This is a genomic window from Marinobacterium halophilum (genome assembly GCF_003014615.1).
In the GTDB taxonomy this organism is placed as follows: domain Bacteria; phylum Pseudomonadota; class Gammaproteobacteria; order Pseudomonadales; family Balneatricaceae; genus Marinobacterium; species Marinobacterium halophilum.
The window spans coordinates 1-24,333 of the sequence record NZ_PYGI01000011.1 but is presented as its reverse complement, the minus strand read 5'-3'; the positions used below and the strand labels follow the sequence as shown (position 1 = coordinate 24,333).

The 24,333-nt window shown below is 56.2% G+C and carries 24 protein-coding genes and 1 tRNA gene; 16 read left to right on the top strand and 9 right to left on the bottom strand.

All coding sequences use genetic code 11. The annotated features are described in order from the left end of the window. Position 1: 1 nt before the first annotated feature. From hisH to hisF, 3 genes are all read left to right on the top strand, one after another. Positions 2 to 649, top strand: a complete 648-nt coding sequence (hisH, locus tag CLV44_RS08865) for an imidazole glycerol phosphate synthase subunit HisH (protein WP_106591766.1) — start codon at positions 2 to 4, stop codon at positions 647 to 649. Between the two features lie 61 nt (positions 650 to 710). Then, positions 711 to 1,451 (top strand): 1-(5-phosphoribosyl)-5-[(5-phosphoribosylamino)methylideneamino]imidazole-4-carboxamide isomerase, encoded by a 741-nt coding sequence (hisA, locus tag CLV44_RS08860; protein WP_106591765.1) that lies wholly within the window; start codon positions 711 to 713, stop codon positions 1,449 to 1,451. 13 nt (positions 1,452 to 1,464) lie between these two features. Continuing rightward, positions 1,465 to 2,238, top strand: a complete 774-nt coding sequence (gene hisF, locus CLV44_RS08855) for an imidazole glycerol phosphate synthase subunit HisF (protein WP_106591764.1) — start codon at positions 1,465 to 1,467, stop codon at positions 2,236 to 2,238. An 85-nt stretch (positions 2,239 to 2,323) separates the two neighbouring features. Here hisF and CLV44_RS08850 read toward each other — a convergent pair whose 3' ends face one another. The 3 genes from CLV44_RS08850 to CLV44_RS08840 form a co-directional block, all read right to left on the bottom strand. Continuing rightward, the gene (locus tag CLV44_RS08850; RefSeq protein ID WP_106591763.1) at positions 2,324 to 4,453 is read right to left on the bottom strand and encodes a putative bifunctional diguanylate cyclase/phosphodiesterase; all 2,130 of its coding nucleotides are present in this window, start codon (positions 4,451 to 4,453) and stop codon (positions 2,324 to 2,326) included. Positions 4,454 to 4,552: 99 nt separating this feature from the next. After that, complete coding sequence (locus CLV44_RS08845; protein WP_106591762.1) at positions 4,553 to 5,401, bottom strand: DNA ligase; 849 nt, start codon at positions 5,399 to 5,401, stop codon at positions 4,553 to 4,555. A 93-nt stretch (positions 5,402 to 5,494) separates the two neighbouring features. Continuing rightward, positions 5,495 to 5,926 (bottom strand): c-type cytochrome, encoded by a 432-nt coding sequence (locus CLV44_RS08840; RefSeq protein ID WP_106591761.1) that lies wholly within the window; start codon positions 5,924 to 5,926, stop codon positions 5,495 to 5,497. A 297-nt stretch (positions 5,927 to 6,223) separates the two neighbouring features. Here CLV44_RS08840 and CLV44_RS08835 point away from each other — a divergent pair. Further along, positions 6,224 to 6,300, top strand: a tRNA-Arg gene (locus tag CLV44_RS08835). Positions 6,301 to 6,466: 166 nt separating this feature from the next. On the opposite strand, the gene CLV44_RS08830 is transcribed toward CLV44_RS08835, so the two are convergent. Next, positions 6,467 to 7,258, bottom strand: a complete 792-nt coding sequence (locus tag CLV44_RS08830; RefSeq protein ID WP_106591760.1) for a TIGR00266 family protein — start codon at positions 7,256 to 7,258, stop codon at positions 6,467 to 6,469. Positions 7,259 to 7,432: 174 nt separating this feature from the next. On the opposite strand from CLV44_RS08830, the gene CLV44_RS08825 reads away from it, so the two are divergent. Continuing rightward, the gene (locus tag CLV44_RS08825; RefSeq protein ID WP_245912650.1) at positions 7,433 to 8,680 is read left to right on the top strand and encodes an EAL and HDOD domain-containing protein; all 1,248 of its coding nucleotides are present in this window, start codon (positions 7,433 to 7,435) and stop codon (positions 8,678 to 8,680) included. Then, the gene (locus CLV44_RS08820; RefSeq protein ID WP_106591759.1) at positions 8,680 to 9,462 is read left to right on the top strand and encodes a sulfite exporter TauE/SafE family protein; all 783 of its coding nucleotides are present in this window, start codon (positions 8,680 to 8,682) and stop codon (positions 9,460 to 9,462) included. Before CLV44_RS08825 ends, CLV44_RS08820 begins: the two co-directional genes overlap by 1 nt. A 21-nt stretch (positions 9,463 to 9,483) precedes the next feature. Here the strand turns inward: CLV44_RS08820 and uvrD are convergent, their stop codons facing one another. From uvrD to CLV44_RS08805, 3 genes are all read right to left on the bottom strand, one after another. Continuing rightward, complete coding sequence (gene uvrD / locus CLV44_RS08815; RefSeq protein ID WP_106591758.1) at positions 9,484 to 11,697, bottom strand: DNA helicase II; 2,214 nt, start codon at positions 11,695 to 11,697, stop codon at positions 9,484 to 9,486. A 102-nt stretch (positions 11,698 to 11,799) separates the two neighbouring features. Next, entirely contained in the window at positions 11,800 to 12,771 is a 972-nt protein-coding gene (locus CLV44_RS08810) for a homoserine kinase (RefSeq protein WP_106591757.1), read from the bottom strand. A gap of 6 nt (positions 12,772 to 12,777) precedes the next feature. Then, positions 12,778 to 13,059, bottom strand: a complete 282-nt coding sequence (locus CLV44_RS08805; RefSeq protein ID WP_106591855.1) for a DUF2782 domain-containing protein — start codon at positions 13,057 to 13,059, stop codon at positions 12,778 to 12,780. 99 nt (positions 13,060 to 13,158) lie between these two features. On the opposite strand from CLV44_RS08805, the gene polA reads away from it, so the two are divergent. Then, positions 13,159 to 15,903, top strand: a complete 2,745-nt coding sequence (polA, locus tag CLV44_RS08800; RefSeq protein WP_106591756.1) for a DNA polymerase I — start codon at positions 13,159 to 13,161, stop codon at positions 15,901 to 15,903. Positions 15,904 to 16,071: 168 nt separating this feature from the next. Here the strand turns inward: polA and yihA are convergent, their stop codons facing one another. Then, positions 16,072 to 16,716 (bottom strand): ribosome biogenesis GTP-binding protein YihA/YsxC, encoded by a 645-nt coding sequence (yihA, locus tag CLV44_RS08795; protein ID WP_106591755.1) that lies wholly within the window; start codon positions 16,714 to 16,716, stop codon positions 16,072 to 16,074. Positions 16,717 to 16,915: 199 nt separating this feature from the next. Here yihA and CLV44_RS08790 point away from each other — a divergent pair, with 199 nt between their 5' ends. The 9 genes from CLV44_RS08790 to tatC all read left to right on the top strand — a co-directional run bounded on the left by CLV44_RS08790 (position 16,916) and on the right by tatC (position 23,969). Continuing rightward, positions 16,916 to 17,518 (top strand): c-type cytochrome, encoded by a 603-nt coding sequence (locus CLV44_RS08790; protein WP_106591754.1) that lies wholly within the window; start codon positions 16,916 to 16,918, stop codon positions 17,516 to 17,518. A 138-nt stretch (positions 17,519 to 17,656) separates the two neighbouring features. Beyond that, complete coding sequence (locus CLV44_RS08785; protein WP_106591753.1) at positions 17,657 to 18,280, top strand: thiol:disulfide interchange protein DsbA/DsbL; 624 nt, start codon at positions 17,657 to 17,659, stop codon at positions 18,278 to 18,280. Positions 18,281 to 18,406: 126 nt separating this feature from the next. After that, on the top strand, positions 18,407 to 19,972 hold the full coding sequence (locus CLV44_RS08780; RefSeq protein ID WP_106591752.1) for a GGDEF domain-containing protein: 1,566 nt from the start codon (positions 18,407 to 18,409) through the stop codon (positions 19,970 to 19,972). 51 nt (positions 19,973 to 20,023) lie between these two features. Beyond that, positions 20,024 to 21,643 (top strand): ubiquinone biosynthesis regulatory protein kinase UbiB, encoded by a 1,620-nt coding sequence (gene ubiB / locus CLV44_RS08775; protein ID WP_170069302.1) that lies wholly within the window; start codon positions 20,024 to 20,026, stop codon positions 21,641 to 21,643. Between the two features lie 64 nt (positions 21,644 to 21,707). Further along, positions 21,708 to 22,106, top strand: coding sequence for a phosphoribosyl-AMP cyclohydrolase (hisI, locus tag CLV44_RS08770; protein ID WP_106591751.1), 399 nt, complete (start codon positions 21,708 to 21,710; stop codon positions 22,104 to 22,106). 3 nt (positions 22,107 to 22,109) lie between these two features. Beyond that, positions 22,110 to 22,439, top strand: coding sequence for a phosphoribosyl-ATP diphosphatase (locus tag CLV44_RS08765; protein WP_106591750.1), 330 nt, complete (start codon positions 22,110 to 22,112; stop codon positions 22,437 to 22,439). Positions 22,440 to 22,537: 98 nt separating this feature from the next. Beyond that, positions 22,538 to 22,801, top strand: a complete 264-nt coding sequence (gene tatA / locus CLV44_RS08760; protein ID WP_106591749.1) for a twin-arginine translocase TatA/TatE family subunit — start codon at positions 22,538 to 22,540, stop codon at positions 22,799 to 22,801. A gap of 11 nt (positions 22,802 to 22,812) precedes the next feature. Then, positions 22,813 to 23,181, top strand: a complete 369-nt coding sequence (gene tatB / locus CLV44_RS08755) for a Sec-independent protein translocase protein TatB (protein ID WP_106591748.1) — start codon at positions 22,813 to 22,815, stop codon at positions 23,179 to 23,181. Then, entirely contained in the window at positions 23,178 to 23,969 is a 792-nt protein-coding gene (gene tatC / locus CLV44_RS08750) for a twin-arginine translocase subunit TatC (protein WP_106591747.1), read from the top strand. The genes tatB and tatC overlap by 4 nt, the downstream gene beginning before the upstream one ends. Before the next feature lie 166 nt (positions 23,970 to 24,135). Here the strand turns inward: tatC and CLV44_RS17410 are convergent. After that, positions 24,136 to 24,333 (bottom strand): hypothetical protein (locus CLV44_RS17410; protein WP_211298109.1); only part of this gene is annotated, 198 nt, incomplete at its 5' end.

Sequence of the window (24,333 nt, the reverse complement as noted above, 5' to 3'; positions counted from 1 at the left end):
CATGAGCAGCATTGCAGTTATCGACTACGGCATGGGCAACCTGCACTCGGTAGCCAAGGCGCTGGAGCATGTCCAGCCGGGCGTTGAAGTGCGGGTGACCGCTGACCCGGCACTGGTGCGCAGTGCCGATCGCGTATTGCTGCCCGGTGTGGGCGCGATTCGCGATTGCATGGCTGAAATTCGCCGCCTGGGAGTGGATGCCGAAGTGCGCGAAGCGATCGCTTCCGGCAAGCCGTTCCTGGGTATCTGTGTTGGCTATCAGGCGTTGATGCAGTTTTCCGAGGAGAACAAGGGCGTTGACTGTCTTGGCGAGTTTGAAGGCCGGGTCAATTTCTTTGGCAACGACCTCAAGGATGCCGATGGCGAGCGCCTGAAAGTACCGCACATGGGCTGGAATACGGTTGAGCAGACGATCGACCACCCGCTGTGGGCCAACATCGACAACGGCAGCCGCTTCTACTTTGTACACAGCTATTATGTGAAGGCCGCGCAATCGGAGCTGGTGGCAGCGACCTGTAACTACGGTGTCGACTTCGATGTGGCAATCGCCCGCGATAACGTGTTTGCGGTGCAGTTCCACCCGGAAAAAAGCCAGAAGGTCGGGCTGCAGCTGTTGCAGAACTTCCTTAACTGGGACGGCCGTCCCTGAGCTTTGCATGCGCCCGAATTTTTGACTGACTTTTGACTGACTACTCTGGATCTGACTCGATATGCTGATTATTCCCGCGATTGACCTCAAAGATGGTGCCTGTGTTCGCCTGCGTCAGGGCCGCATGGACGATTCCACCGTATTCTCCGACAACCCGGTCGAAATGGCTGCCAAGTGGGTTGAAGCGGGCTGTCGTCGTCTGCATCTGGTGGACTTGAACGGTGCGTTCGCCGGTGAGCCGGTCAATGGCGAGATCGTCAAGCAGATCGCCGAAGCCTACCCGGATCTGCCGATCCAGATCGGGGGTGGCATCCGCTCCGCCGAGATCATCCAGGCCTACCTGGATGCCGGTGTGCAGTACGTCATCATTGGTACTCAGGCGGTAAAAGAACCCGAATTCGTGACTGCAATGTGCAAGCAGTTTCCGGGCCACATCATTGTGGGCCTGGATGCACAGGACGGTTACGTGGCAATCGATGGCTGGGCCGAGATCACCGACGTCAAGGCGGTCGAACTGGCCAAGCAGTTCAAGAACGACGGCGTCAGCGCCATCGTTTACACCGACATCAGCCGTGACGGCATGATGCAGGGTGTGAACGTCGAAGCGACCGTCGAACTGGCTCGCGAAGCCGGGATTCCGGTGATTGCGTCCGGCGGCGTGACCAACATCGAAGATATCCGCGCGTTGGCTAAAGTGGCCGATCAGGGCATTCTCGGTGCCATTACCGGTCGTGCCATCTATGAAGGTACACTGGATGTAGCCGAAGCTCAGGCTCTGAGCGACGAGCTGACCGCCAAGTAAGAGGTGTAGTGATATGGCACTGGCAAAACGCATTATTCCCTGTCTGGACGTGGAAAACGGCCGCGTGGTGAAGGGGGTCAAGTTCCTCGATATCCGCGATGCCGGTGACCCGGTTGAAGTGGCCAAGCGCTATGATGAGCAGGGTGCCGATGAGATCACCTTTCTCGACATCACCGCGACGCATGAAGGCCGTGACACCATGGTGCATACTGTGGAGAAGATGGCTTCTCAGGTGTTCATTCCGTTGACGGTGGGTGGCGGCATCCGCACCTGCGAGGATATCCGCACCATGCTCAACGCCGGTGCCGACAAGGTGTCGATCAACAGTGCAGCGGTCACCAACCCGGACTTCGTGCGCGAAGCGGCCGAACGTTTCGGCAGCCAGTGCATCGTAGTGGCGATTGATGCCAAGAAAGTGTCGGTCGAAGGCGAGCCGGACAAGTGGGAGATCTTCACCCACGGTGGCCGTAAGCCCACTGGTCTTGATGCGGTTGAATGGGCCAAGAAGATGGTTGATCTGGGTGCTGGTGAAATCCTGCTGACATCGATGGATCAGGATGGCGTCAAGAACGGTTACGACCTTGGTGTCACCCGTGCCATCAGTGAAGCGGTACATGTGCCGGTGATCGCCTCTGGCGGTGTCGGCAACCTGGACCACTTGGTCGAAGGCTGTATCGAAGGCAAGGCAGATGCCGTGCTGGCCGCGTCGATTTTCCACTTCAACGAGTACAGTATTCCTCAGGCCAAGCAGTACATGCGTGACCACGGGATTGAAGTGCGTCTGTAAAATCGGCTTTTGTCGGGTGTCGTGTTCACGACCCCGACCACTCTTTCAGTTTCCTGCTTGTTGAACTGGCCCGTTCAGGTACAGCTCAACGTTGCTCTGCCGCCAACACCTGCTTCAGGGCTGTAAACGGCATCGGCCGATACAGACCGAACCCCTGCCCGTAGCCGCTGCCTAGCTGTGCGACGCAGGCGCGCTGGCTTTCGGTTTCAATCCCCTCGGCCACGACTTTCAGATCCATCGATTTGGCCAGGGTCAGAATGGTGGCGACCAGTGAGTTGCCGTGTCCGGGATGTAATTCACGGACGAAGCTGCGGTCGATCTTGAGGCCGTCGATCGGCAGTTGGTGCAGGTAGCTCAGGGATGAATAGCCGGTGCCGAAATCGTCGATCCAGATGTTCATGCCGGCTGCCTTCCATTGAGTCAGTGTCTGACGGCAATCATCCAGGTGCTTGATCATGCTGGTTTCAGTCAATTCGATACTGAGGCAGTTGGCCGGCACCTGTGCGTTTTGAGTGAGTTCGGTAAGAAAATCACGGGTACTGTCCTGATGCAGGGCCGCGCCGGAAATGTTGATCGAGACGACGAAACCGGGGTATGGCTGCTGCAGCTCAAGCAAATCCTGCACGGCTTGATGGGCGACCCAGCGGGTAACCGGCTCTATCAGGTCTGAATCTTCAATGGTAGGGATGAACAGCGCGGGCGAGATGAGTCCCTGTTCGGGATGCTGCCAGCGCAGTAACGCTTCGGCTCCACGAATCGTGCCGGTCGCCAGTTCGACCACGGGCTGATACTCCAGATGGAAATGCCCATGCTCCAGTGCGGCTCGCACGCCCTGCAGGATGTCGATCCGTTGCTGCAGCTGCTGGTTCATCTGCAAGGAGAAGAAGGCATACTGGTTACGGCCACTCTGTTTGGCGGCGTACATGGCAATATCGGCATGCTTCAGGATTTCATTGCTGGTGACGCCGTCGTCGGGGTAGACGGTGATGCCGATACTGCTGGAAATCTTGAAATAGCGACCGTCAATCAGGAAGGGCTCGTCCAGAACCTCGGCAATGCGTCGCGCCAGGTCTGCAGCCTGCTCACTGTTGTCCAGGTCAGGATACAGGGTCACGAACTCGTCGCCACCGAGACGTGCAAGCAGCACCTCGTCACTGTCAGGGTTGGACAGTTCGAGCGTCAACAGCAAAGTGCGCAGGCGGGCAGCCGCTTCGAACAGCAGCAGGTCGCCCATGTCGTGTCCGGCGGTGTCATTGACCTCCTTGAAATGGTCCAGATCAATGAAGAGAACGCCCAATCGCTGATTATGGCGCTGGGCCTGTTGCAGTAACGTGTCCAGAGACTGCTGGAACCAGTGTCGGTTGGGCAGCTGGGTCAGACTATCCAGGTAGGCCAGCTGGTGAGTCTGATGGTGGCTTTGTTCCAGGCCGCGCCGCATCTGCTCCAGTGCCTGACTCAAGTGGCCAATTTCATCTTGCTGGGCGGTATCGAACCGTATACTCCGGTCGCCTTCACCGTAGCGCAGGCTCTTCTCGGCCAGTTGCTGCAACGGCTTGAACAGGTGGCGGCAGAAACGATAGATCAGCCAGATTGTGACCAGCAGTACCAGTAGGGTGACCAGCACCAGCTGGTGCAGCATCTGCTTTTCTTTGGCCAGGGTTTCGGCCTGCATATTGGTATTCAATACCGCCAGGTTATCCAGTGCAGGCGAAAAATCCATGCCGATAGCAACATGGCCAGCTGTAGTGCCCGCGATCTGTATTGGCTGTAACTGGTGCAGCTGTGTAGCCTGCCATTGTTGTTGCAAGCGGGTGCCGAGTGATAACGGGGTAAGTGTGTGAACCGGCAGCCCTGCAGGCTGTATATTGGTGCCATCGTGCAGCAGTTTGCCATGGGCATCGAATAAATAGACATAGCTCAAACTGCGGCTGCTGGCAAAGTGCTGCAGTTGCATGCCGACTGCGCTCAGATCACGGTAATGTAGCGGAATACTGAGCTGATCGGCCAGCATGTTGCTGAGCAGTTCGGCATCCTGCTCCAGATGGTGTTTCAGGGCTGCATCAAGATGGCTGGTATCACGGGTACTGGCAAAGCGGCTGTACTGCTGGAAGCTGCTGACCAGCAGTAAGAACTGCACGATCGTCAGCAGCACGACCAACAATGTGAACCCAACCGTCAGGCGTCGTGTCAGCGATGATTTGAAATGATGGTTCATGAGCAAGCCGGTATCCTGTGATCGAGCAGAGATCCTACGTCAGACCCAAGTCGGGTACCAGACCCCTGAGCATCAGCCTGTCGACTCCATGACCCGGTACTAGTCTGGCCGGATACGCAAAAAGCGTGCGAAGCGTGGTTTGCCGTGACGGGTGAGGCCATTGTAGCGGAAGGTGAGTATGGTTCCGATAGCCGGTGGTGCAGCACGTTCGGCATCGCTGAAACCGGAGCCGATACGTAGGCGTGTGCCGTCGGCCTGCTCAACCAGCAGCGACCCCATCATACCGGTATATTTGCCCTTCCCGGGCAGGTGAGCAATCACCTTGGCTTCGGCATCCTGAAACGGTTTGAGTTTACGCAGGTCTGTGGTGCGTTGCAGCTGATACAGCGCGCTGGCCCGGTGCAGCATAAGGCCTTCGCCGCCGCGCGCTTCAACTGCAGCAAACACGACATCCAGTTCAGCCTGGCTGGAACCGCGATGTTGGGGAATCTGCTGCAGGTTGGTGGCGGTAGTGGTGTCCAGAAGAGTGCCCAGCTGGTTTTGGCGCTGGGCAAATGTACCGGGCCAGCGCGGCAGGTCGAAGAGCATGAAACGTACTGGCTGCCATGCGGATGCCGGTGTCTGGTGGCTGCGGACCAGTGCCGAGAGCTGCTCAAATGCGCCATAACCGATCCAGAGTTCGCCCTCCAGGTGTTCGCGGGGCCAGCCGGCGGTAAATACGGCAGGTACGGCGATGGGATAGCCACTGCGTGTCAGCAGTTGGTCGCCGTCCCAATAGGCACGGACACCGTCATACTTCTCACTGATCAGCCAGTTATCCAGATCATGGGGGATAGACAGGTCGGCGCCGACTTCGACACCCTGCATGACAGTATGATCGGGTACGGTGTTAGCCGCTGTAGGCATCGACAGCCCGAGCAGCAGAAGCAGAGGGGTATGTTTGAACATGGTCTTCATCCTTGATGTTGATGGCCGGCCTATCCGTGGTCGGCAGATATGAAAAAGGCTGCCGAAGCAGCCTCTTGCATGCATGCAGCCAGATTAGTTGGCCAGCATGTGATCGATAGCGCCCTGGATCTCGTCATCGGAGCAGTCAGCGCAGGTGCCGCGCGGCGGCATTGCATTGAAGCCGTTGATGGCGTGAGACAGCAGCATTTCCATGCCTTTCTCATCCAGGCGCAGCTGCATTTCGTTGGTGCCGAACTTCGGCGCACCCAGAACACCGCTGGTGTGACAGGCGGCACACTTGCCGGTATAGATCTCTTCACCTGAGCGAGCACCACTGGTGCTGGTAGCGGCTGCAGCAGCAGCGCCGCCGCAGTTTTCGTCACCTTGTACGCAGACAGAACCGATCGGCTTGATACGCTCGATCATCGCTTCATTTGAAGTGGCTGCCTGAACAGACGCCGTCAGCGCCATACCCAGACCGAATGCGCAGAGTGCAGATGCAGCTTTGGCAGCAAATTTTTTCACAGTCACGACCTCATCACTTGGTAAGTTGTCGGGGCAGCGATGCCTGGCGGACGGCCTTGAGTATTCAGGGCAGGACCAGATGCCGACATGACTGCGCTCACAAAATCTGACAAAGGATTATACCGGCAAACCTGCCCATACGGAAATTGCGTTAGGGCAGCTCCAGCGTTTTTATAGTGTGTTTTACGACCAAAGGATCACGGTAGCGATGATGGGCCTGAATGCGTGATGCCAAGAATTTGCTTGGCAAATGCCGGTCTGATCCGTAGTATATGTACCCGCAAACACTTCTATTACGCGCCTGTAGCTCAGCTGGATAGAGTAGCAGGTTCCGATCCTGTTGGTCGGGGGTTCGAATCCCTCCAGGCGCGCCATTTTTTCCTTCTGCATTATCCCGCTTACACACTGTATTTCATTATCGGTTGTCCGCTTTCAGCGCCCACATGTGCTGGATCCGTGTACGCGTACGCCTGTTCAGGGCTGATCTGCTGCCGAATCGATGCACAGGCACACACCCATGCATCTCACCACGTCTACTGTTCAGCGGCTCCCGCCCATCATTCTGCCGATACCGCCGAGCACTGAGCCTTCGCCCTGGTCCTTGCCTCCGCTGGCGGGGGCGTGGGCGATGATGCGGTCGGCCATGCGTGAGAACGGCAGGCTTTGCAGCCATACGGTACCGGTGCCTTTAAGCGTCGCGAGGAACAGGCCTTCGCCGCCGAAGACCATTGATTTGAGGCTGCCGGCGCGCTGAATGTCGTAGTCGATGCCTTCAGTAAAACCGACCAGGCAACCGGTATCCACGCGCAGCGTTTCGCCGTTGAGTTCCTTTTTCACCACGGTGCCGCCAGCCTGGATAAATGCCATGCCGTCGCCTTCCAGGGTCTGCAGGATAAAACCTTCACCGCCAAAGAACCCGGCACCGAGACGGCGGTTGAAGCTGATGCTGACCTTGGTACCCAACGCGGCGCAGAGGAATGCATCTTTCTGACAGACCACCTTTTCGCCCAGTTCAGCCATGTTCAGGGCGACGATGTTGCCCGGATAGGGGGCGGCAAAGGCAACGCGGCGTTTGCCGCTGCCACTGTTGCTGAAATGGGTGGTAAAGATCGACTCGCCGGTGAAGGCCCGCTTGCCGGCAGAGAACAGTTTGCCCATAAAGCCTTCATCAGGGTTGGAGCCGTCACCCATGCGGGTATCAAAGGTGATGTTTTCTTCCATGTAGGTCATGGCACCGGCTTCGGCAATCACGGTTTCGCCGGGATCCAGTTCAACTTCGACCAGCTGCATCTCCGAGCCGATCAGTTCGTAGTCCAGTTCGTGACAACGCATCGTGCAGTTTCCTTTTGTTCAGGGGAGTCAGTGTTCGTTCGAGTATACCGCTGAATCCGATAGTGGTGCCGAGTGGGCGATAAGCGACATCGAGGCTGTTACGATTCTGAGTGAGTCGATATACTTCAGGACTTATTTAAAAATAGAACAGTCAGCAACCGCAAGGAGTCAGCAGTGGCATCGACGGGCTCTCAGATCATGGCCGAGGAACAGCCGCTTCAGGTATTGATGGCGCGTCAGCCTGTGTATACCAAAAGTCAGGATGTTGTCGCGTTTGAACTATTATTCCGTGACGCCGATGGCAACTTTATCGTCGGCCTGAAGGATGACGACGCGACATTGGGTGTTCTTCTCGGAACCTATTCCAGCATTACCAAGGGCGGCGCGGTAAAGTCACTACCCTGCTTCCTCAAGGTTACCGACAGTTTTCTGCTCAACAATGACCTGCCGGAGCTGCCTCGGCAGAGCTTCGTGCTTGAATTGTTGGGACATTCCAATATCACACCGGAGCTGATTGCTCGGGTCAAGGATCTGGCCCGCCAAGGCTACCGTCTGGCACTGGCGGATTACGACCCGCGCGATCCCAAGTTTGAGCCGCTGCTGAATATCGTGCATGTGCTTAAACTGGATATACAGCTGCTGGGTTTGGATAACATTCCTCCGTTGCTACAGCGGTTGCGGCCTTATCAGCTTGAACTGCTGGCGGACAAGGTGGAAACCCAGGATGAGTTCCGCCGCTGTCTGGAAATGGGCTTCGCGTTGTATATGGGCTACTTCCTCAGCAAGCCGGAAGTGGTCAAAGGCAAGAAAATAACCGGTAATAAGGTGGTGTTGTTGCAGATACTGACCGAGCTGCAGCGTCCCAATGCCACGGCCCAGTCGATTGAGCAGATCGCGCTGCAGGACCCGGCACTGACCTACCGTATTCTGCGCGTAGTCAATTCGGCTGCGTTCAACCTGCGCCGTGAAATCAGTTCCCTGTCGCATGCGATTACCCTGTTGGGCATCGAACAGATCAAGCGTTGGGTCTTGCTGTTCCTCAGTGCCGCCGACAAGAACAAGCCGGATGAGTTGACCCGCAATATGCTGGTTCGGGGACGCATGTGTGAGCTGCTGGCTGAAATGATGGGCCGTGATGAGCCGATCAACCATTTCATCGTAGGCCTGTTGTCGCAGCTGGATGTGCTGCTCAACATGGCAATGGCGGATCTGTTGGATCAGGTGCCGTTGCAGCAGGACATGAAAGCGGCGCTGCTCGATCGCAGTGGCTCCTGTGGCGAGCTGCTGAAACAGGTTGAACACTATGAACGCGGCGAGTTCGATCAACTCAGCCGTGCGCTGGAGCGCCCGTTTTATGAAGTGGCCTATCGGCATAGCCTGAACTGGTCGCAACAGGTACTGCAGGCGATGCAGGAGAGCTGATGTTCGCACCGTCCGTGGTGCTGTTGCCAGCAGACCTGTTGTTGCCGGATGCGCTTTGGCTGGTCCTGACGGCCGGGCTGACCTCGCTGATGACGGCGACGCTGGGCATCGGTGGGGGCGTGTTACTACTGGTGGTGATGGCACAGCTGGTACCCATTGCGGCGTTGATCCCGGTGCATGGTCTGGTGCAGCTGGGGTCCAACGGCAATCGCGCGCTGATGACTCGCCGGCACATCGATTGGTCGTTGTGTCGGCGCTTTCTATTCGGTGGTCTGCTCGGGGCCTTACTGGCGTCACTGGTCGTGGTGCAACTGCCGCTGGAACTGATCCAGCTTGCTGTCGGTGGCTTCATTCTGTGGATGGTGTGGGGTGCCAAACCGGCGGCCAAGACACTGACTCCGATAAAAACCCTGTTGGCAGGTGGCCTGACGACCTTTCTCTCGATGTTTGTCGGTGCGACGGGGCCGCTGGTGGCGGCATTCGTGCATCGACACAGTCATGACAAGATGCAGACGGTCGCGACCTTCGCCACTGCCATGACGGGCCAGCATCTGCTCAAGGGCGTGGTGTTCTCGGTGGTTGGGTTTTCGTTCGTCGACTGGTTACCACTGATTGCGGCGATGATCCTCAGTGGCATGCTGGGTACCTGGATCGGCTTGAACCTGCTGCACCGGGTTTCTTCGGTCTGGTTCAACCGGCTGTTTCGTGTGGTGGTGACGCTACTGGCGCTGCGTCTATTGTGGCAGGCGGGCGAGCTCTTGCTGCCGCGCCTGCTGGGTTAGCTACGTTAGCCGATACGTGCTTTACAGCGGCTCCAGCTTGGCGAAACCAACCACCAGCCACTTGCTGCCGACCTCTTCAAAGTTCACCTGAACCCGTGCCTTGGGGCCACTGCCTTCGAAGTTGGTTACCATGCCGACACCGAATTTCTGGTGCATCACCGCCTGCCCCAGACTCAGGTTGGTGCTGGGCACCTCGGCGCTGGACAGGGATGAGCCGCCGGCAAACAGGCTGCTGGTGTTGTCCTGATGACCGGAGCTGTATGGGCGGCGCACGGTGGCGTTGAGGCGGACTTCTTCGATCAACTCCTGAGGGATCTCATTGACGAAGCGGGAGACGCGGTTGAAGGTCTCCTTGCCGTGTAAGCGGCGTGATTCGGCATAGGTGATGTAGAGCTTCTGCATGGCGCGAGTGATGCCCACGTAGCAGAGGCGGCGTTCCTCTTCGAGACGCCCCGGTTCTTCCGCCGACATGCTGTGCGGGAACAGCCCTTCCTCCATACCGGCCAGAAACACCAGTGGGAACTCCAGGCCCTTGGCCGAGTGCAGGGTCATCAGCTGTACGCTGTCAGTGTTGACGTCCGCCTGGGTTTCACCCGCATCCAATGCGGCCTGGTCAAGGAAGGCCGCCAACGGTGAGTTGAAGCCCTCTTCGTTGTCATCCTGCCATTGGCTGGCGAACTGGCGGGTGGCGGTGACCAGCTCCTCCAGGTTCTCGATACGTGACTGCGCCTTCTCGCCCTTTTCCTTTTCGTGGTGCTGGATCAGACCGGCATGCTCAATGACATGTTCGGTCTGTTCGTGCAGTTCAACTTCGCGGGTGCCCGAGTCGAGCGCGTTGATCAGGTCGACGAAGCCCTGCAGGGCGTTGTTGGCCCGTGCCGGCAGGGTCTTGAGTTCGGTGATCTCATTGGCGGCCCGCCACATGGATACGTTTTCGCCACGGGCATGCTCCCGAATCGCTTCAATGGTACGGGTGCCGATGCCACGGGTAGGCACGTTAATCACCCGCTCCATGGCGGTGTCGTCGTCGCGGTTGGCGAGCAGACGCAGATAGGCGAGGGCGTTCTTGATCTCCAGCCGGTCATAAAAGCGCTGACCGCCGTAGATGCGATAAGGCACACCTGCGCGGATCAGCATCTCCTCCAGCACGCGCGATTGGGCGTTGGAACGGTACAGAATGGCGGATTCGTCGCGACGATTGCCTTCCTCGACCCATTTCTGGATCTGGTCGACGATGAAACGGGCCTCATCCTGTTCGTTGAAGGCGCTGTACAGGGCGATCGGGTCGCCATCACCCAGCTCGGTCCACAGCTGCTTGCCGAGGCGACCGAAGTTGTTCTGAATGACCGCGTTGGCCGCCTGCAGGATGGTGCCGGTGGAGCGATAGTTCTGTTCCAGACGGATGGTTTCGGTGCCGGGGAAGTGTTCTTCCAGATGCTGGATATTCTCGATGCGGGCACCGCGCCAGCCGTAGATCGACTGGTCGTCGTCACCCACGGCCATCAGCTTGCGATCGCCTTCACACAAAAGGCGCAGCCAGGCGTACTGGATGGCGTTGGTATCCTGGAACTCGTCCACCAGCACGTAGCGGAAACGCTCGCGATAATGATGCAGCAGCTGAGGTGCACGGTCGCGCAGCAGTTCCAGTGCCCGCAACAGCAGTTCACCGAAATCGATCATGCCGCCGCGCTCGCAGGCGTCTTCGTAGGCTTCGTACACGCGGAGCATCATCGTTTGGTACGGATCGCCGGTGCGCTCGATATGGGCGCTGCGCAGGCCTTCGTCTTTCTGTGCGTTGATGAACCACTGGAACTGACGGGCCGGCCAGCGGCTGTCGTCCAGATTCATCTCCTTGCTCAGGCGCTTGATCAGGCGCAGTTGATCGTCACTGTCCATGATCTGAAAGTTGTCGCGCAGACCGGCGTCACGCCAGTGCGCGCGCAGCAGGCGGTGGGCCAGGCCATGGAAAGTGCCGACCCACATGCCGTGGGTGTTGATGCCCAACAGGTGCTCGATGCGCCCACGCATTTCTCGCGCGGCCTTGTTGGTAAACGTCACCGCCATGATCGAGTAGGGTGAGAGCCCCTCGGTCTCGATCAGCCAGGCGATGCGGTGGACCAGTACCCGGGTCTTGCCGGAGCCGGCGCCAGCCAACACCAGCAGGTTGTTCAGATCAGCGGTAACCGCCTGCCGCTGGGCGTCGTTGAGCGAGTCGATGATGTGTGTAACGTCCATGGGCCCTGCCGAGTTGGAATCAGAGAAAACGAGATGCAAAGAACGCAGTATACCAGTCTGTGCGCTCCGGCCTGAAGCCGAAGGCCAGACCGGAGCCAATGATCAGAGGACTGCGGGGGTATTGATGCGATTGAGCAGGATACGGCGGAACTCGTCCGGGTCTTTCAGTTTGGTGGCGACCCCGCTGCGAGAGGCCTGTTCAACCCCCAGCCAGGGGATCAGCCGTGACAGCCAGAAACGCATGGCGGCCGTGCGTGTCAGGGTTGGCCAGGCGGCGGCTTCCTCATCGCTGAACGGGCGTACATTGGCATAGGCACGGGTCAGCGCCTGTTCCCGCACCGGGTCAACCTGGCCGAGGGCGTTGGTGCACCAATCGTTGGCGACGATGGCCAGGTCAAACAACAGAAATGCGGTAGCAGCGTTGTAGATGTCGAGAATCGCTTCCAGCTTGTCGCCGACGAACAGCGCGTTATCGTGGAACAGATCGCCATGGATGGTACCCAGCGGCAGGCCGAATGGGCGGCTGCGCAGGTCATCGAACAGGGCCACTTCCTGCTGCAGCAGCTCGGCATCCTCTGCTGTCAGCAGATGCCGAATCGCCTGGCTTTCGCGACGCCACCAGAACACGCCTCTCTGAGCCTGACGGCGCAGGTAGAACTCTTCGCCGGCCAGATGAAAACGGGCCAGAGCGGCACCAATTTCAGCGCAGTGTTCTGCCGTGATCGCGTGTTGCTCCAGATGACGGCCATGGAAGCGCGGCTGAAAGAAGGCCGGTTTGCCACAGGCCTGCTTCAACGCAATGCCGTTACGGTCCTTGATCGCGTAGGGCACCGGTACCCGTCGTGCCTGCAGCCATTGGCCGAGCTCGACAAAAAAGGGCATCTCCTCGTAACTCAGTTCCTCGAACAGGGTCAGCACGTAGTCGGTTTGCCGACCATCCTGTTCCAGGGTGACGAAGAAGTTGCTGTTTTCGATGCCGCCTTCGATGCCTTTGACGTCGACCAACTGTCCAAGGGTATAGTCCTCAAGCAGGGTGTCGAGCTGGGCGCGGCTGATATCAGTATAAACGGCCAATGTCGGTTACCAGCGGAAGATGACCCATTTCGGAATCAGCAGCTGTGATTCCTCTACACGGATGAATTTCTGTGAACCATCGGCGGGCACCAGGTAGTAGGGCTTGCCTACCTTGGGCACGACCTTGATCTCTTTGAGCTGGCCGTTGATGGTGTACTCATAGTAGGTGCTGTCGCCATCGTGGGTGATGGTGATTTCCGGCTCGGTGAGCGCGGGGTCATCCACGACTTCGGCCTGGGCCAAAGGAGAGAGCGCCAGTATGGCGGCCAGGGTCAGTTTTTTCAGCATCATTGCTTCCCAATTGGTTACTCGGGGTCGAATTGTCTATGATTGTGGGCCTTGTCGCAGGCACGAACAACCCCGGAACAGTTTTTAATGGATACTCCCATGAGCGAACAACAGGCCCCTGTCATTCTGGTGGATGGCTCCTCCTATTTATACCGCGCTTTTTTTGCTTCCCAGCAGGCGGATTTGCGTACCGCAGACGGTACACCCACCGGGGCTATCCGTGTGGTGACCTCCATGATGAAACGGCTGCTCAAGGATTATCCGGGCAGTCCGGTCGCGGTGATTTTCGATGCCAAGGGCAAGACCTTCCGCGACGAGATCTATACCGAGTATAAGTCACAGCGCCCGCCGATGCCGGATGACCTGCGCACTCAGGTTGAACCTATTCATGCCATCATGCGGGGCATGGGCCTGCCACTGTTTGTTGAAGAGGGGGTCGAGGCCGATGATGTCATCGGCACACTGGCGCGCCAGGCCAGTGCGGCAGGCCGCGAGGTGGTGATTTCCACCGGGGACAAGGATATGGCCCAGCTGGTGGACGAACATGTCACCCTGATCAACACCATGAACGATACCAAGATGGATGTGGCAGGGGTCGAGGAGAAGTTTGGTGTGCCACCGCATCTGGTGATCGACTTGCTGGCGCTGATGGGGGATAAGGTCGATAACATTCCCGGTGTGCCGGGGGTGGGCGAAAAGACGGCGCTGGCACTGCTGCAGGGGATTGGCGGGATCAGTGACCTGTATGCAAACCTGGACAAGATTCCCGAGCTGGGTTTTCGTGGTGCCAAGTCGATGCCGAAAAAACTGGAAGAGCATCGCGACGCGGCGGAACTGTCCTATCTGCTGGCGACGATCAAGACCGATGTGCCGCTGCATATTTCACTGCAGGACATCGGCTTGCCGGCACCGGATACCGAAGCGCTGAAGGAGCTGTTTGGTCGGTACGAGTTCAAGAGTTGGGTACGTGAGCTGGATGCCGGTTCTGTCACTGGCCCCGAGGCTGCAGCACCCGCTGTGAGCGAGCCGGCAATCGAGACCGAATACGAGACGGTGCTGACGCAGGCTGCGCTGGATGTCTGGCTGCAACGGTTGAAGACCGCCGAGGCATTTGCCGTCGATACAGAAACCACCAGCCTGAACTATATGGAAGCGCAGTTGGTCGGCATCTCCTTCGCGGTGGAACCGGGCAAGGCCGCGTATGTACCGCTGGCGCATGATTATATGGGCGCACCTGAGCAGCTCGACCGTGATGCTGTACTGGCACAGCTGAAACCGCTGCTGGAAGACCCGGAACTGAAAAAGATCGGCCAGCATATCAAGTACGACATGAATGTGCTGCGCCACTACGGCATCGAGTTGCAGGGCATAGGTGCAGATACCATGCTGGAATCCTATGTGCTCAACTCGACCGCCAGCCGTCATGACATGGATACGCTGGCTGAGCGTCACCTGGGTATGAGCACAACGTCATTCGAAGATATTGCCGGCAAGGGCAAGAAGCAGCTCACGTTTAACCAGATCGAGCTGGAGCAAGCCGCTCCCTATGCGGCCGAGGATGCCGATATCACCTTGCGCTTGCACCAGAAGCTGCAGCCGCAGCTGGCGGCAGCAGGCAATTTGCTCAAGGTGTTCGAAGAGATCGAACGGCCGTTGATTCCGGTGCTGTCGCGGATGGAATATCGCGGTGCGCTGGTGGATGCCAGGATTCTGGGTGTGCAGAGTCGCGAGTTGGAGATACGCTTGCAGGAGATCGAGCGTGAAGCCTATCTGCTGGCCGGTGAAGAGTTCAACCTCAACTCTACCAAGCAGCTGCAGGCGATCCTGTTTGAAAAAATGGGTCTGCCGGTGAAGAAGAAGACACCCAAGGGCGCACCTTCTACCGCTGAAGAGGTGTTGCAGGAGCTGGCGCTGGAGTACCCGTTGCCGAAGCTGTTGATCGAACAGCGCGGTCTGAGCAAACTCAAGAGTACCTACACCGATAAGCTGCCGCAGATGATCAATCCGCGCACGGGCCGCATCCATACCTCTTATCATCAAGCGGTCACGGCGACCGGACGACTGTCATCTTCGGAACCGAATCTGCAGAACATCCCGGTACGCACGGCGGAAGGTCGACGCATCCGTAATGCGTTTGTTGCCCCCGAGGGGTACAAGATTGTAGCGGCGGATTATTCACAGATCGAACTGCGCATCATGGCTCATCTGTCTGGCGATGAAGGTCTGCTGAATGCATTCCGCCACGATGAAGATATCCACAAGGCGACGGCTGCAGAGGTATTTGGCACGACTGTGGATAATGTTACTGCTGATCAGCGTCGCAGCGCCAAGGCGATCAACTTCGGCCTGATTTACGGCATGTCGGCCTTTGGTCTTGCCAAGCAGCTGGGCATTGGCAACAAGGAAGCGGCGACCTATATCGATCATTACTTCGCCACCTACCCCGGGGTGCAGCGTTACATGGATGAAACCCGTGCGCAGGCACGTGATCAGGGCTATGTTGAGACGCTGTTTGGCCGTCGCCTCTATCTGCCGGATATCAACAACCGCAACCCGATGAAGCGTCAGGCCGCTGAGCGCACCGCGATCAATGCGCCGATGCAGGGTACGGCCGCAGACATTATCAAGTACGCCATGATTGTTGTGGATAACTGGCTTGAGCAAGGTGAGATGGATGCCCGCATGATTATGCAGGTTCACGATGAATTAGTGTTCGAAGTGCGTGAGTCAGAAGTGGATAACTTCTATGCACAGGTAAAACCGTTGATGGAACAGGCAGCCGAACTGGCGGTACCGCTGTTGATCGAAGCGGGCGTTGGGGATAACTGGGAACAGGCGCACTGATCTTTTTTTGATCAGCACTGAACTTTAGCTTTCAAGCCGGTCACAGTTTAAGAGCCACGTAAGAAAAATCCATTGTCTGTGCCAGCGTGGACACGTGGCTCACCTGTCATGACATATTTGCCCCGGCGGTGGTTTCCCCTTCTACCTGCCGGGGTTTTCTTATCCGAATCAGGCGTCGCCGTCGTCTTCGGCCGGTGAGCCCAGCATCCAGTTGTTGATGCGCACGCGCAGTTGATCAACACCGGTACCTTTCAGGGCGGAGAATGTCTGCACACTGACATTGTCGCCGAGTCGAGCCTTCAACGCCTTTTTCAATTGCAACAGCGTACTTTGCGCCGGACCGCGCTTGAGTTTGTCGGCCTTGGTCAGCAGGACATGCAGTGGAATACCTGTCGCTTCACACCAGTGCACCATCATTTCGTCGAACTCTTTCATCGGGTGACGAATATCCATGACCAGCACGACGCCGCGCAGACATTCGCGGTGCTGCAGGTAGGCATCCAGGTGGCGTTGCCAGTGCAACTTCATGGCAATCGGCACTTTGGCGTAGCCGTAGCCGGGCAGGTCGACCAGTCGTAAGCCTTCGACGTTCAGGCTGAAAAAATTGATCAACTGGGTACGGCCGGGGGTTTTGGAGGTGCGTGCCAGGCCTGTCTGTTGGGTCAGTGAGTTGATGGCGCTGGACTTGCCCGCGTTGGAGCGTCCGGCAAATGCAACTTCGGCACCCTGATCCGGCGGGCACTGATTCAGCTTTGAGGCACTGATCTCGAAGCGGGTAAGGTTGTAATGGATGACAGGGTCGGACGTGGTCATGATGTGGGACTCAGTGGTGACAAACTGAACATATCCGTTCCAGTTTGTGGGGATATTAGTTTATAATGGCACCAATTTTACCCGCGAACAGAGTCTGTCTCCAGTCAGGGTAATAGTGGAAATTGGCTGTTTTCGTCGTTTTGCGATAAAACAACGAGAATATACACACATTTCGTCAAGCAAGAGTCTGGGTTAGTCAATGAACAAACTACTGATCAGCTTACTGGTAAGCATCGGCCTCACCGGCGTCGCACATGCGGCAGGTGATGCGGCTGCAGGCCAGACCAAGACTGCCGTTTGTGCAGCCTGCCACAGCGCAGATGGCAACAGTGTTGTCGGTAACTTCCCGAAGCTGGCTGGACAGGGTGAAAAATACCTGCTGAAACAGCTGAATGATATCAAGAGCGGTGCCCGCATGGTACCGGAAATGACGGGGATGCTGACCAACCTGAACGACCAAGATCTGGCCGACATCTCAGCCTACTATGCCAGCAAAAAAGTGCAGCTGGGTCAGGCCGCAGCTGATCAGGTTGAACTGGGCCAGACGATCTACCGTGCAGGTGTTGCCGAGAAAGGTGTTGCCGCATGTACCGCATGCCATGGCCCCAACGGCAAAGGCATCGGCAGTGCGGCCTACCCGTCTTTAAGCGGCCAGCACGCGCAGTATGTCGCATCGACACTGAACAAGTTCAGTAAGGGTGAGCGCAACAACGATCCGGCGCAGATGATGCGTGATATCGCATCCAAGCTGAGTGCTGCTGAAATGCAGGCAGTGTCTCAGTACGTGCAGGGTCTGCACTAATTGCCGGGTATGACGGCAGTGTGATCAAGGCAGCTTCGGCTGCCTTTTTTGTCTGTGTGACAAGGTGCGCCGCTGAACTAAACTACAGAGGCAGTGGTCTATCCGGAACGTTTGAACACAATAAGCAGGAAAAGACATATGTTGAAAAAAGTGCTGATGATGGTGACGTTATCGTTGATGGCAACATGGACATGGGCAGCGGAATACCGTGCCGGTGTCCACTACTTTGAACTGCCGTTTCCGGTCAAAACGGCGTCTACCGACACCATTGAAGTGACCGAGGTGTTCGGCTATTTGTGCCCACACTGTAATACGTTCGAGCCGTTGTTGGCCAAGTGGCGTAAGCAGCAGGCAGATGATGTTGAGTTCGTTGGTTTGCCGGTTGTTTTCGGGCGGAGCTGGGAGCCATTGGCTCGTGCCTATTATGTTGCCGAGTTAACTGATACGGTTGATGCATCTCACCAGCCGATGTTTGATGCCATTCATTTGCAGCGCAAGCGTTTTACCGGTCCCAAGGCGTTGGCGGACTTTTACGCTCCGCTAGGTATTGAACCGGAAAAATTCACCAGCCTGTATGATTCTTTTGCGGTCAACATGAAACTCAAGCAAGGTGACTCCAAATTGCGTGGTTACGAGATCACGGGAGTGCCGGCCATGGTTGTGAATGGCAAGTACCGGGTGACGGCCCAGTCTGCCGGTGGTCATCAGCAGATGCTTGAGGTCGTCAACTATCTGGTTGAGCAGGAACGCGCAGCCAACTGAAGGGCGTTTGCTTGACCCAGTATAAGAAACCGCCTGTTCAGGGCGGTTTTTCGTTTCTATTCAGCGTGCAAGCGCATATTCTATAATTCTTAACATCTCTAAGCATATTTCGTTACGAGGTAACGCGTGTCCGACCAGGCCATCTGGAAGCGAAAATATACTGACCTGACACTCGAAGTTGATCAACAGCGACATGCGGATAGTCGTCTGCGTGAACAGTTGAACTCGCTGGTCAGTCACCTGAGCATGGGATTGCAGGGAAGCGTACCCGATCTTGATGCCGAGCTGGATGCGCTGAATGCCGCGCTGCAGGCACAGGATAATATCCGAGTTCCCGTGTTGGTCCGTCAGGTGAAAACCAGCTTGGGGCAGTATGATCAAGACCGGTATCGTGAGCGCGAGAATTTGGTGCGGGTGTTGCAGCGCTGGGGCCAGCAGCTGCGGCAGCTGAACCGGGTACCTGCAATTGAAGCGGTGATTACCGATGTTGAGGTACGGGCACCGGCGGCAGCTGAACAGCTGCACTCGCTTGTCGCTCTGATAGGCGAGCTGGTCGACTTACAGCACAGTATGTTGGGGGCCAGAGCATCAGGCATTGCGGACAGTGAATTTGAACTCAACACCGATGCCGACCAGGATCTGGAGTTGTTGCAGGCAGAGATTGCCCGTCGGCTGATGCGTCTGCTGGAGGTGCTCCAGGTGCCTGCCGAGGGGGTTGAACGCGCGCGTAATTTGGTACTTAGCCTGGAGCAAGGGCTGCAGTTAAAACAGCTGCCGGACATTATTGCAACGTTGACTGATCTTATCCGGTTGGTGGGTGGCAATAGCCAGGAAGATTTTGAAAATTACCTGATGACACTGAACTCCCAGTTGGCCTATGTACAACAGTTCCTCGAAGAGAGTCGCTGTGATGAAGAGGAAGCGCGTGCAGCGCACCGCACACTGGATGATGTGGTACGCCGTGATGTACGTAACATTCATCGTACGGTCAAGGATTCGGAAGATCTGGGCCAGCTTAAGCAGAACGTCACGCGGCAACTTGCGTCTATCATGCGCAGCATGGAGCACTTCAAGCTGCATGAGCAGGAGCGCGAAAATCGTCTGGGCCAGCGCTATGACGACCTGCTGAAAAAAGTCGACCAGATGGAGTTGGAAACGAGCAAGGCACGCGCGCGCATGCAAGAAGAGCAGTTGCGAGCGCGAACGGATCCATTAACGGGTTTGCCGAACCGTATCGACTACGAGCAGCATCTTAAAGCCGAGATGGATCGTTGGGAGCGCTATAAAACCCATTATTCCCTGGCCGTGGGTGATATCGACTTCTTCAAGCGTATCAATGATCAGTTGGGTCACTTGGCCGGTGACCGGGTGTTGCGGTTGGCCGCCAAGGTGCTGCGTCACAATTTGCGCAGCAGCGACTTCATTGCCCGCTTTGGTGGTGAGGAGTTCGTCATTCTGTTCCCGTCGACCAAAGCCGAAGAGGCATGGCAGGCTACGGAAAAGCTGCGCCTGGCTATCCAGGACAGTCCGTTCAACTTCAAGGGTGAGCGCGTGGACGTAACCCTTTCATTCGGGGTCGCCGAGGTGCAGGCAGGGGACGATATGGAATCCTTGTTTACCCGTGCTGACAAAGCGCTGTATCGTGCCAAAGAGCAGGGCCGAAACCAGACACAGCGTGCAGTAACAGGCTAGAATAGTCCGCTTCTTGAACAGGACAGGATCTTGCTGGCTGTGCGGACCATAATGCGCTCGCTGAAGATCGCGTGGATCTTCGCGTACTATCGACTCGATACATTCTTTAACCAGCCGATGTTGCCCTGGTATATCCGGGCACTGTTCTGGTTGTTGCCCTGGCGTTACATCCTGCCTGCGCGACGCTCCCAGGCCGAACGCTTGCGTTTGGCGCTTGAGGCTCTCGGCCCGGTTTTCATCAAGTTTGGTCAGATGCTGTCGACACGGCGAGACCTGCTGCCGGACGATCTGGCAGAAGAGTTGGCCAAGCTGCAGGACCGTGTACCGCCATTTTCCGGCGAACGTGCGCAGAAAATCATTGAGCGAGAGTTGAAACAGCCGGTCGAACAGGTTTTTGCCCAGTTCGAAGTTGAGCCGATGGCGTCAGCATCCGTGGCCCAGGTACATGCCGCGACCTTGCACAATGGGCGTTCGGTTGTGGTCAAGGTTATTCGCCCCGGTATTGGTAGAATCATCCGCCAGGATGTAGCACTGCTATATTTGCTTGCGCGTTTGGTGCAAGGACTGTGGGCGGAAGGAAGACGTCTCAGGCCTGTTGAAGTGGTAGCCGAATATGAGCAGACCATTTTCGATGAGTTGGATCTGCGCAAGGAAGCGGCCAATGGCTCACAGCTGCGCCGTAACTTTGACCAGTCTCCGGTGCTTTATGTACCGGAAATATTCTGGGATTATACGCGCCAGCAGGTGCTGGTCATGGAACGTATTCATGGCATTCCAGTGGCGGATGTAGCCCAGCTCAAGGCACAAGGAACCGATATGAAGGCCCTTGCCGAGCGTGGGGTCGAAATCTTCTTCACTCAGGTATTCCGTGACAGTTTCTTTCACGCGGATATGCATCCCGGCAATATCTTTGTTTCCCGCAATAACCCCTCTGATCCGCAATATATCGCGGTCGATTTCGGCATCATCGGTTCGCTGAATGCGGAGGACCAGAGCTATCTGGCGCGTAATATTCTGGCGTTTTTCAAGCGCGATTACCGTCAGGTTGCACAGTTGCATATTGATTCCGGCTGGGTACCACGCGACACGAATGTGCATGCCTTTGAAACGGCAATTCGCAGTGTTTGTGAGCCGATCTTTGAAAAGCCGTTGAAAGATATTTCTTTCGGTATGGTGCTCTTGGGGCTGTTTCAGACCGCACGACGTTTCAATATGGAAGTGCAACCGCAATTGGTCTTGCTGCAGAAGACGCTGCTCAATATTGAGGGGCTTGGTCGTCAACTTTACCCTGATCTGGATCTCTGGCAAACGGCCAAGCCGTTCCTGGAAAACTGGATGCAGGAACGTATGGGTATCAAGGCGGTCTACCGTAATATGCAGGCCCAGGCTCCTGAGTGGCTGGAAAAATTGCCGCACTTGCCGCAGATGATGTACGACAGTCTGGAGCAGTTGAAGCTGCATTCCGAGTCTGATGCCCGTGCTCAGCAAGCATTATTGAGTGAACAGCTGCGGCGCCAGCAGCACCAGCGCCGATTGTTATTGTTGGGTGGCTCATTGTTGTTAGGGGCGGTGTTCATGACGCAACCAGAATTGAAGGCAGCAGCGCAGCAGTGGCCGTGGTACGCGTACGCGAGTGCGTCATTGGGGTGGCTGTTGCTTTGGCGGGCCTGAACTGGTCGAGGCATCATGGATCGGTTATGCTTCGCGACAGTCAGTAACCGAGAATGGGGTAGGCATGTCAGTAGAGTGGCTGGATCAGATCAAGTGGGATGACAAGGGATTGGTGCCGGCAATTGCGCAGGATCATCAGACAGGTCGAGTCCTCATGGTGGCCTGGATGAATGCAGAGGCTCTGCGCCTGACGGTGGAAGAAGAGCGGGCGATCTACTGGTCGCGCTCCCGCAATCGCCTGTGGCGTAAAGGTGAAGAGTCTGGACACGTGCAGAAATTGCATGAATTGCGCCTGGACTGTGATGCGGATGTCATTCTGCTCAGTGTTGAACAGTTGGGTGCGATTGCCTGCCATACTGGACGTGAGAGCTGCTTCTATCGTGTGCTGCGTAACGGCTCCGAATGGGAGACCGTTGATGATGTGCGCCGTGATCCCGATGAGATATATACGAAAAAGGCTTAAGCCATGACCGATGTTCTTGCCCGTCTGCATGAAGTGCTTGAAGCGCGTAAACATGCTGACCCAGAAAGCTCTTATGTTGCCTCTCTGCATGCCAAGGGTCTGAACAAGATTCTGGAAAAAGTAGGTGAGGAAAGTGTCGAAACACTATTGGCGGCAAAAGATGCCGAGGTTAGTGGTGATCATACCGACCTGATATATGAAACAGCAGACTTGTGGTTTCATTCCCTGGTCATGCTGTCTCATCTGGGTGAAAGCCATGAAGCGGTACTGGCTGAACTGGCGCGCCGGTTCGATCTGTCCGGTCTTGAGGAAAAGGCGTCGCGCAGTACTTGATTGCAACATGTCAGAAGTAGAGTCGTTCAATGACATGTCGCACGTGTCCAACCTATTATCTCAATTGAGCGTCGCAAGACGTATTCGCAGGAGGCTGCATGCTTGGTGGAATTAGTATCTGGCAGTTGGTAATTGTTCTGGTGATTATCATTTTGCTGTTCGGAACCAAAAAACTGCGCAATATCGGTGGTGATTTGGGCGGTGCTCTGAAAAGCTTCAAAAAAGCGGTCAATGACGATGATGCAGAGCAGAAGCCTGCTGACGCTGACCCGCATAAGAAGCTGTCGTCTGAGCAGGGCGATGCGCAGTTCAAGGATGGCGAAGAAACGCGTAACCAGTCCGACAGTAAAACACCGAAGTAAGCTGAACCCTTATGTTTGATATTGGCTTCTTTGAGTTGCTGGTGGTGGGTGTGGTCGCGCTGTTGGTGCTTGGCCCTGAGCGACTGCCTGTGGCTGCGCGCACCTGTGGTTTGTGGCTGGGGCGTATGCGCCGCTCGTTGACCTCAATCCAGTCCGAAATTCGTGAAGAATTGAGGGTGGATGAACTCAAGCGTACGACAGCAATTCAGAAAGAGCAGCTGGAGCGTGAGCTGGAAGAGATGCGTCAGCCATTTCATCAGCCATTTCCGGACGCTGCGTCTACTGAATCATCTGATGTTGCGATAGATAAGGCCGAACATGACGGCACCGAGATCCAGCAAGAAGCCGAGAGTGGGCGTAATCGCAAGGGTGATGAATGAATACTGCACATTCCGATCAGGAGCAGCCACTCATAGGGCACTTGGTCGAGCTGCGTCAGCGCTTGTTGTACTCGGTGCTTACAGTCCTGGTGATTTTTCTTGGTTTGTTTTATTTCGCCAATGATTTGTACACTTGGGTGTCGGCTCCGTTAACCGCACTGCTGCCGGCAGGCACCAGTATGATCGCAACCGATGTGACATCTCCTTTCTTTGCGCCCTTCAAATTGACGCTTGTAGCATCGGTGTTTCTGGCCATGCCGTTGTTGCTACATCAAGCGTGGAGTTTTATTGCGCCAGGCTTGTATGCTCATGAAAAGCGCCTTGCTGTGCCCTTGCTGGCATCCAGCATCTTTCTGTTCTACTTGGGTGTCGCTTTTGCGTACTTTGTAGTATTTCCGCTGATTTTTGGCTTCTTCACCAGCGTCGGGCCTGAAAATATTGCGGTGATGACGGATATCAGCAGTTACCTCAACTTTGTACTTAAGCTGTTTTTCGCGTTCGGCCTTGTCTTCGAGATACCAGTGGCGACCCTGTTGTTGCTCTGGTCGGGCGTGGTGACAGTTCGGAGTCTGAGAGAGAAGCGTGCTTACGTTATCGTAGGTTGCTTTGTGGTAGGTATGTTGCTGACACCACCTGACATCATTTCACAGAGTCTGTTGGCTGTACCAATGTGGCTGCTGTTTGAGTTGGGTATCTTGCTGGGCCGTGTATTGGTGAAACCACCTGTCGACAGCGATGATGAAGAGCTGGATGCTGCGATTGATGAAGAAACACACAATCGCAGTTGAGTAAGCGATTACCTATATAGAAGAACGTAAACAGGTGCCTCAGGGTACCTGTTTACGTTTTAGCGGTATCTGAAACTTTTTTACAGAAAAGCGTTGACTCCCTCGCTGGTGTCTGTAGAATTCGCCTCCTCGCTTGAGACGACAGGGTTCGCGAAACACTGAAGACTCAAATGAGAAGGAAGTAAGTGCTTGAAACTGAATAAGTTTCTGATGTAGAATTTGCCTCCTTGATGTCACCGGTTCGTTGTTGAAGTGCTCGACACTGAAACAAAAAAACGAAAATAAAGGTTGACATTGAAATGAGACGCGGTAGAATATGCGCCTCGCTTGAGACAACAGGTTCTGCCAAACGGCAGCGTTGTTC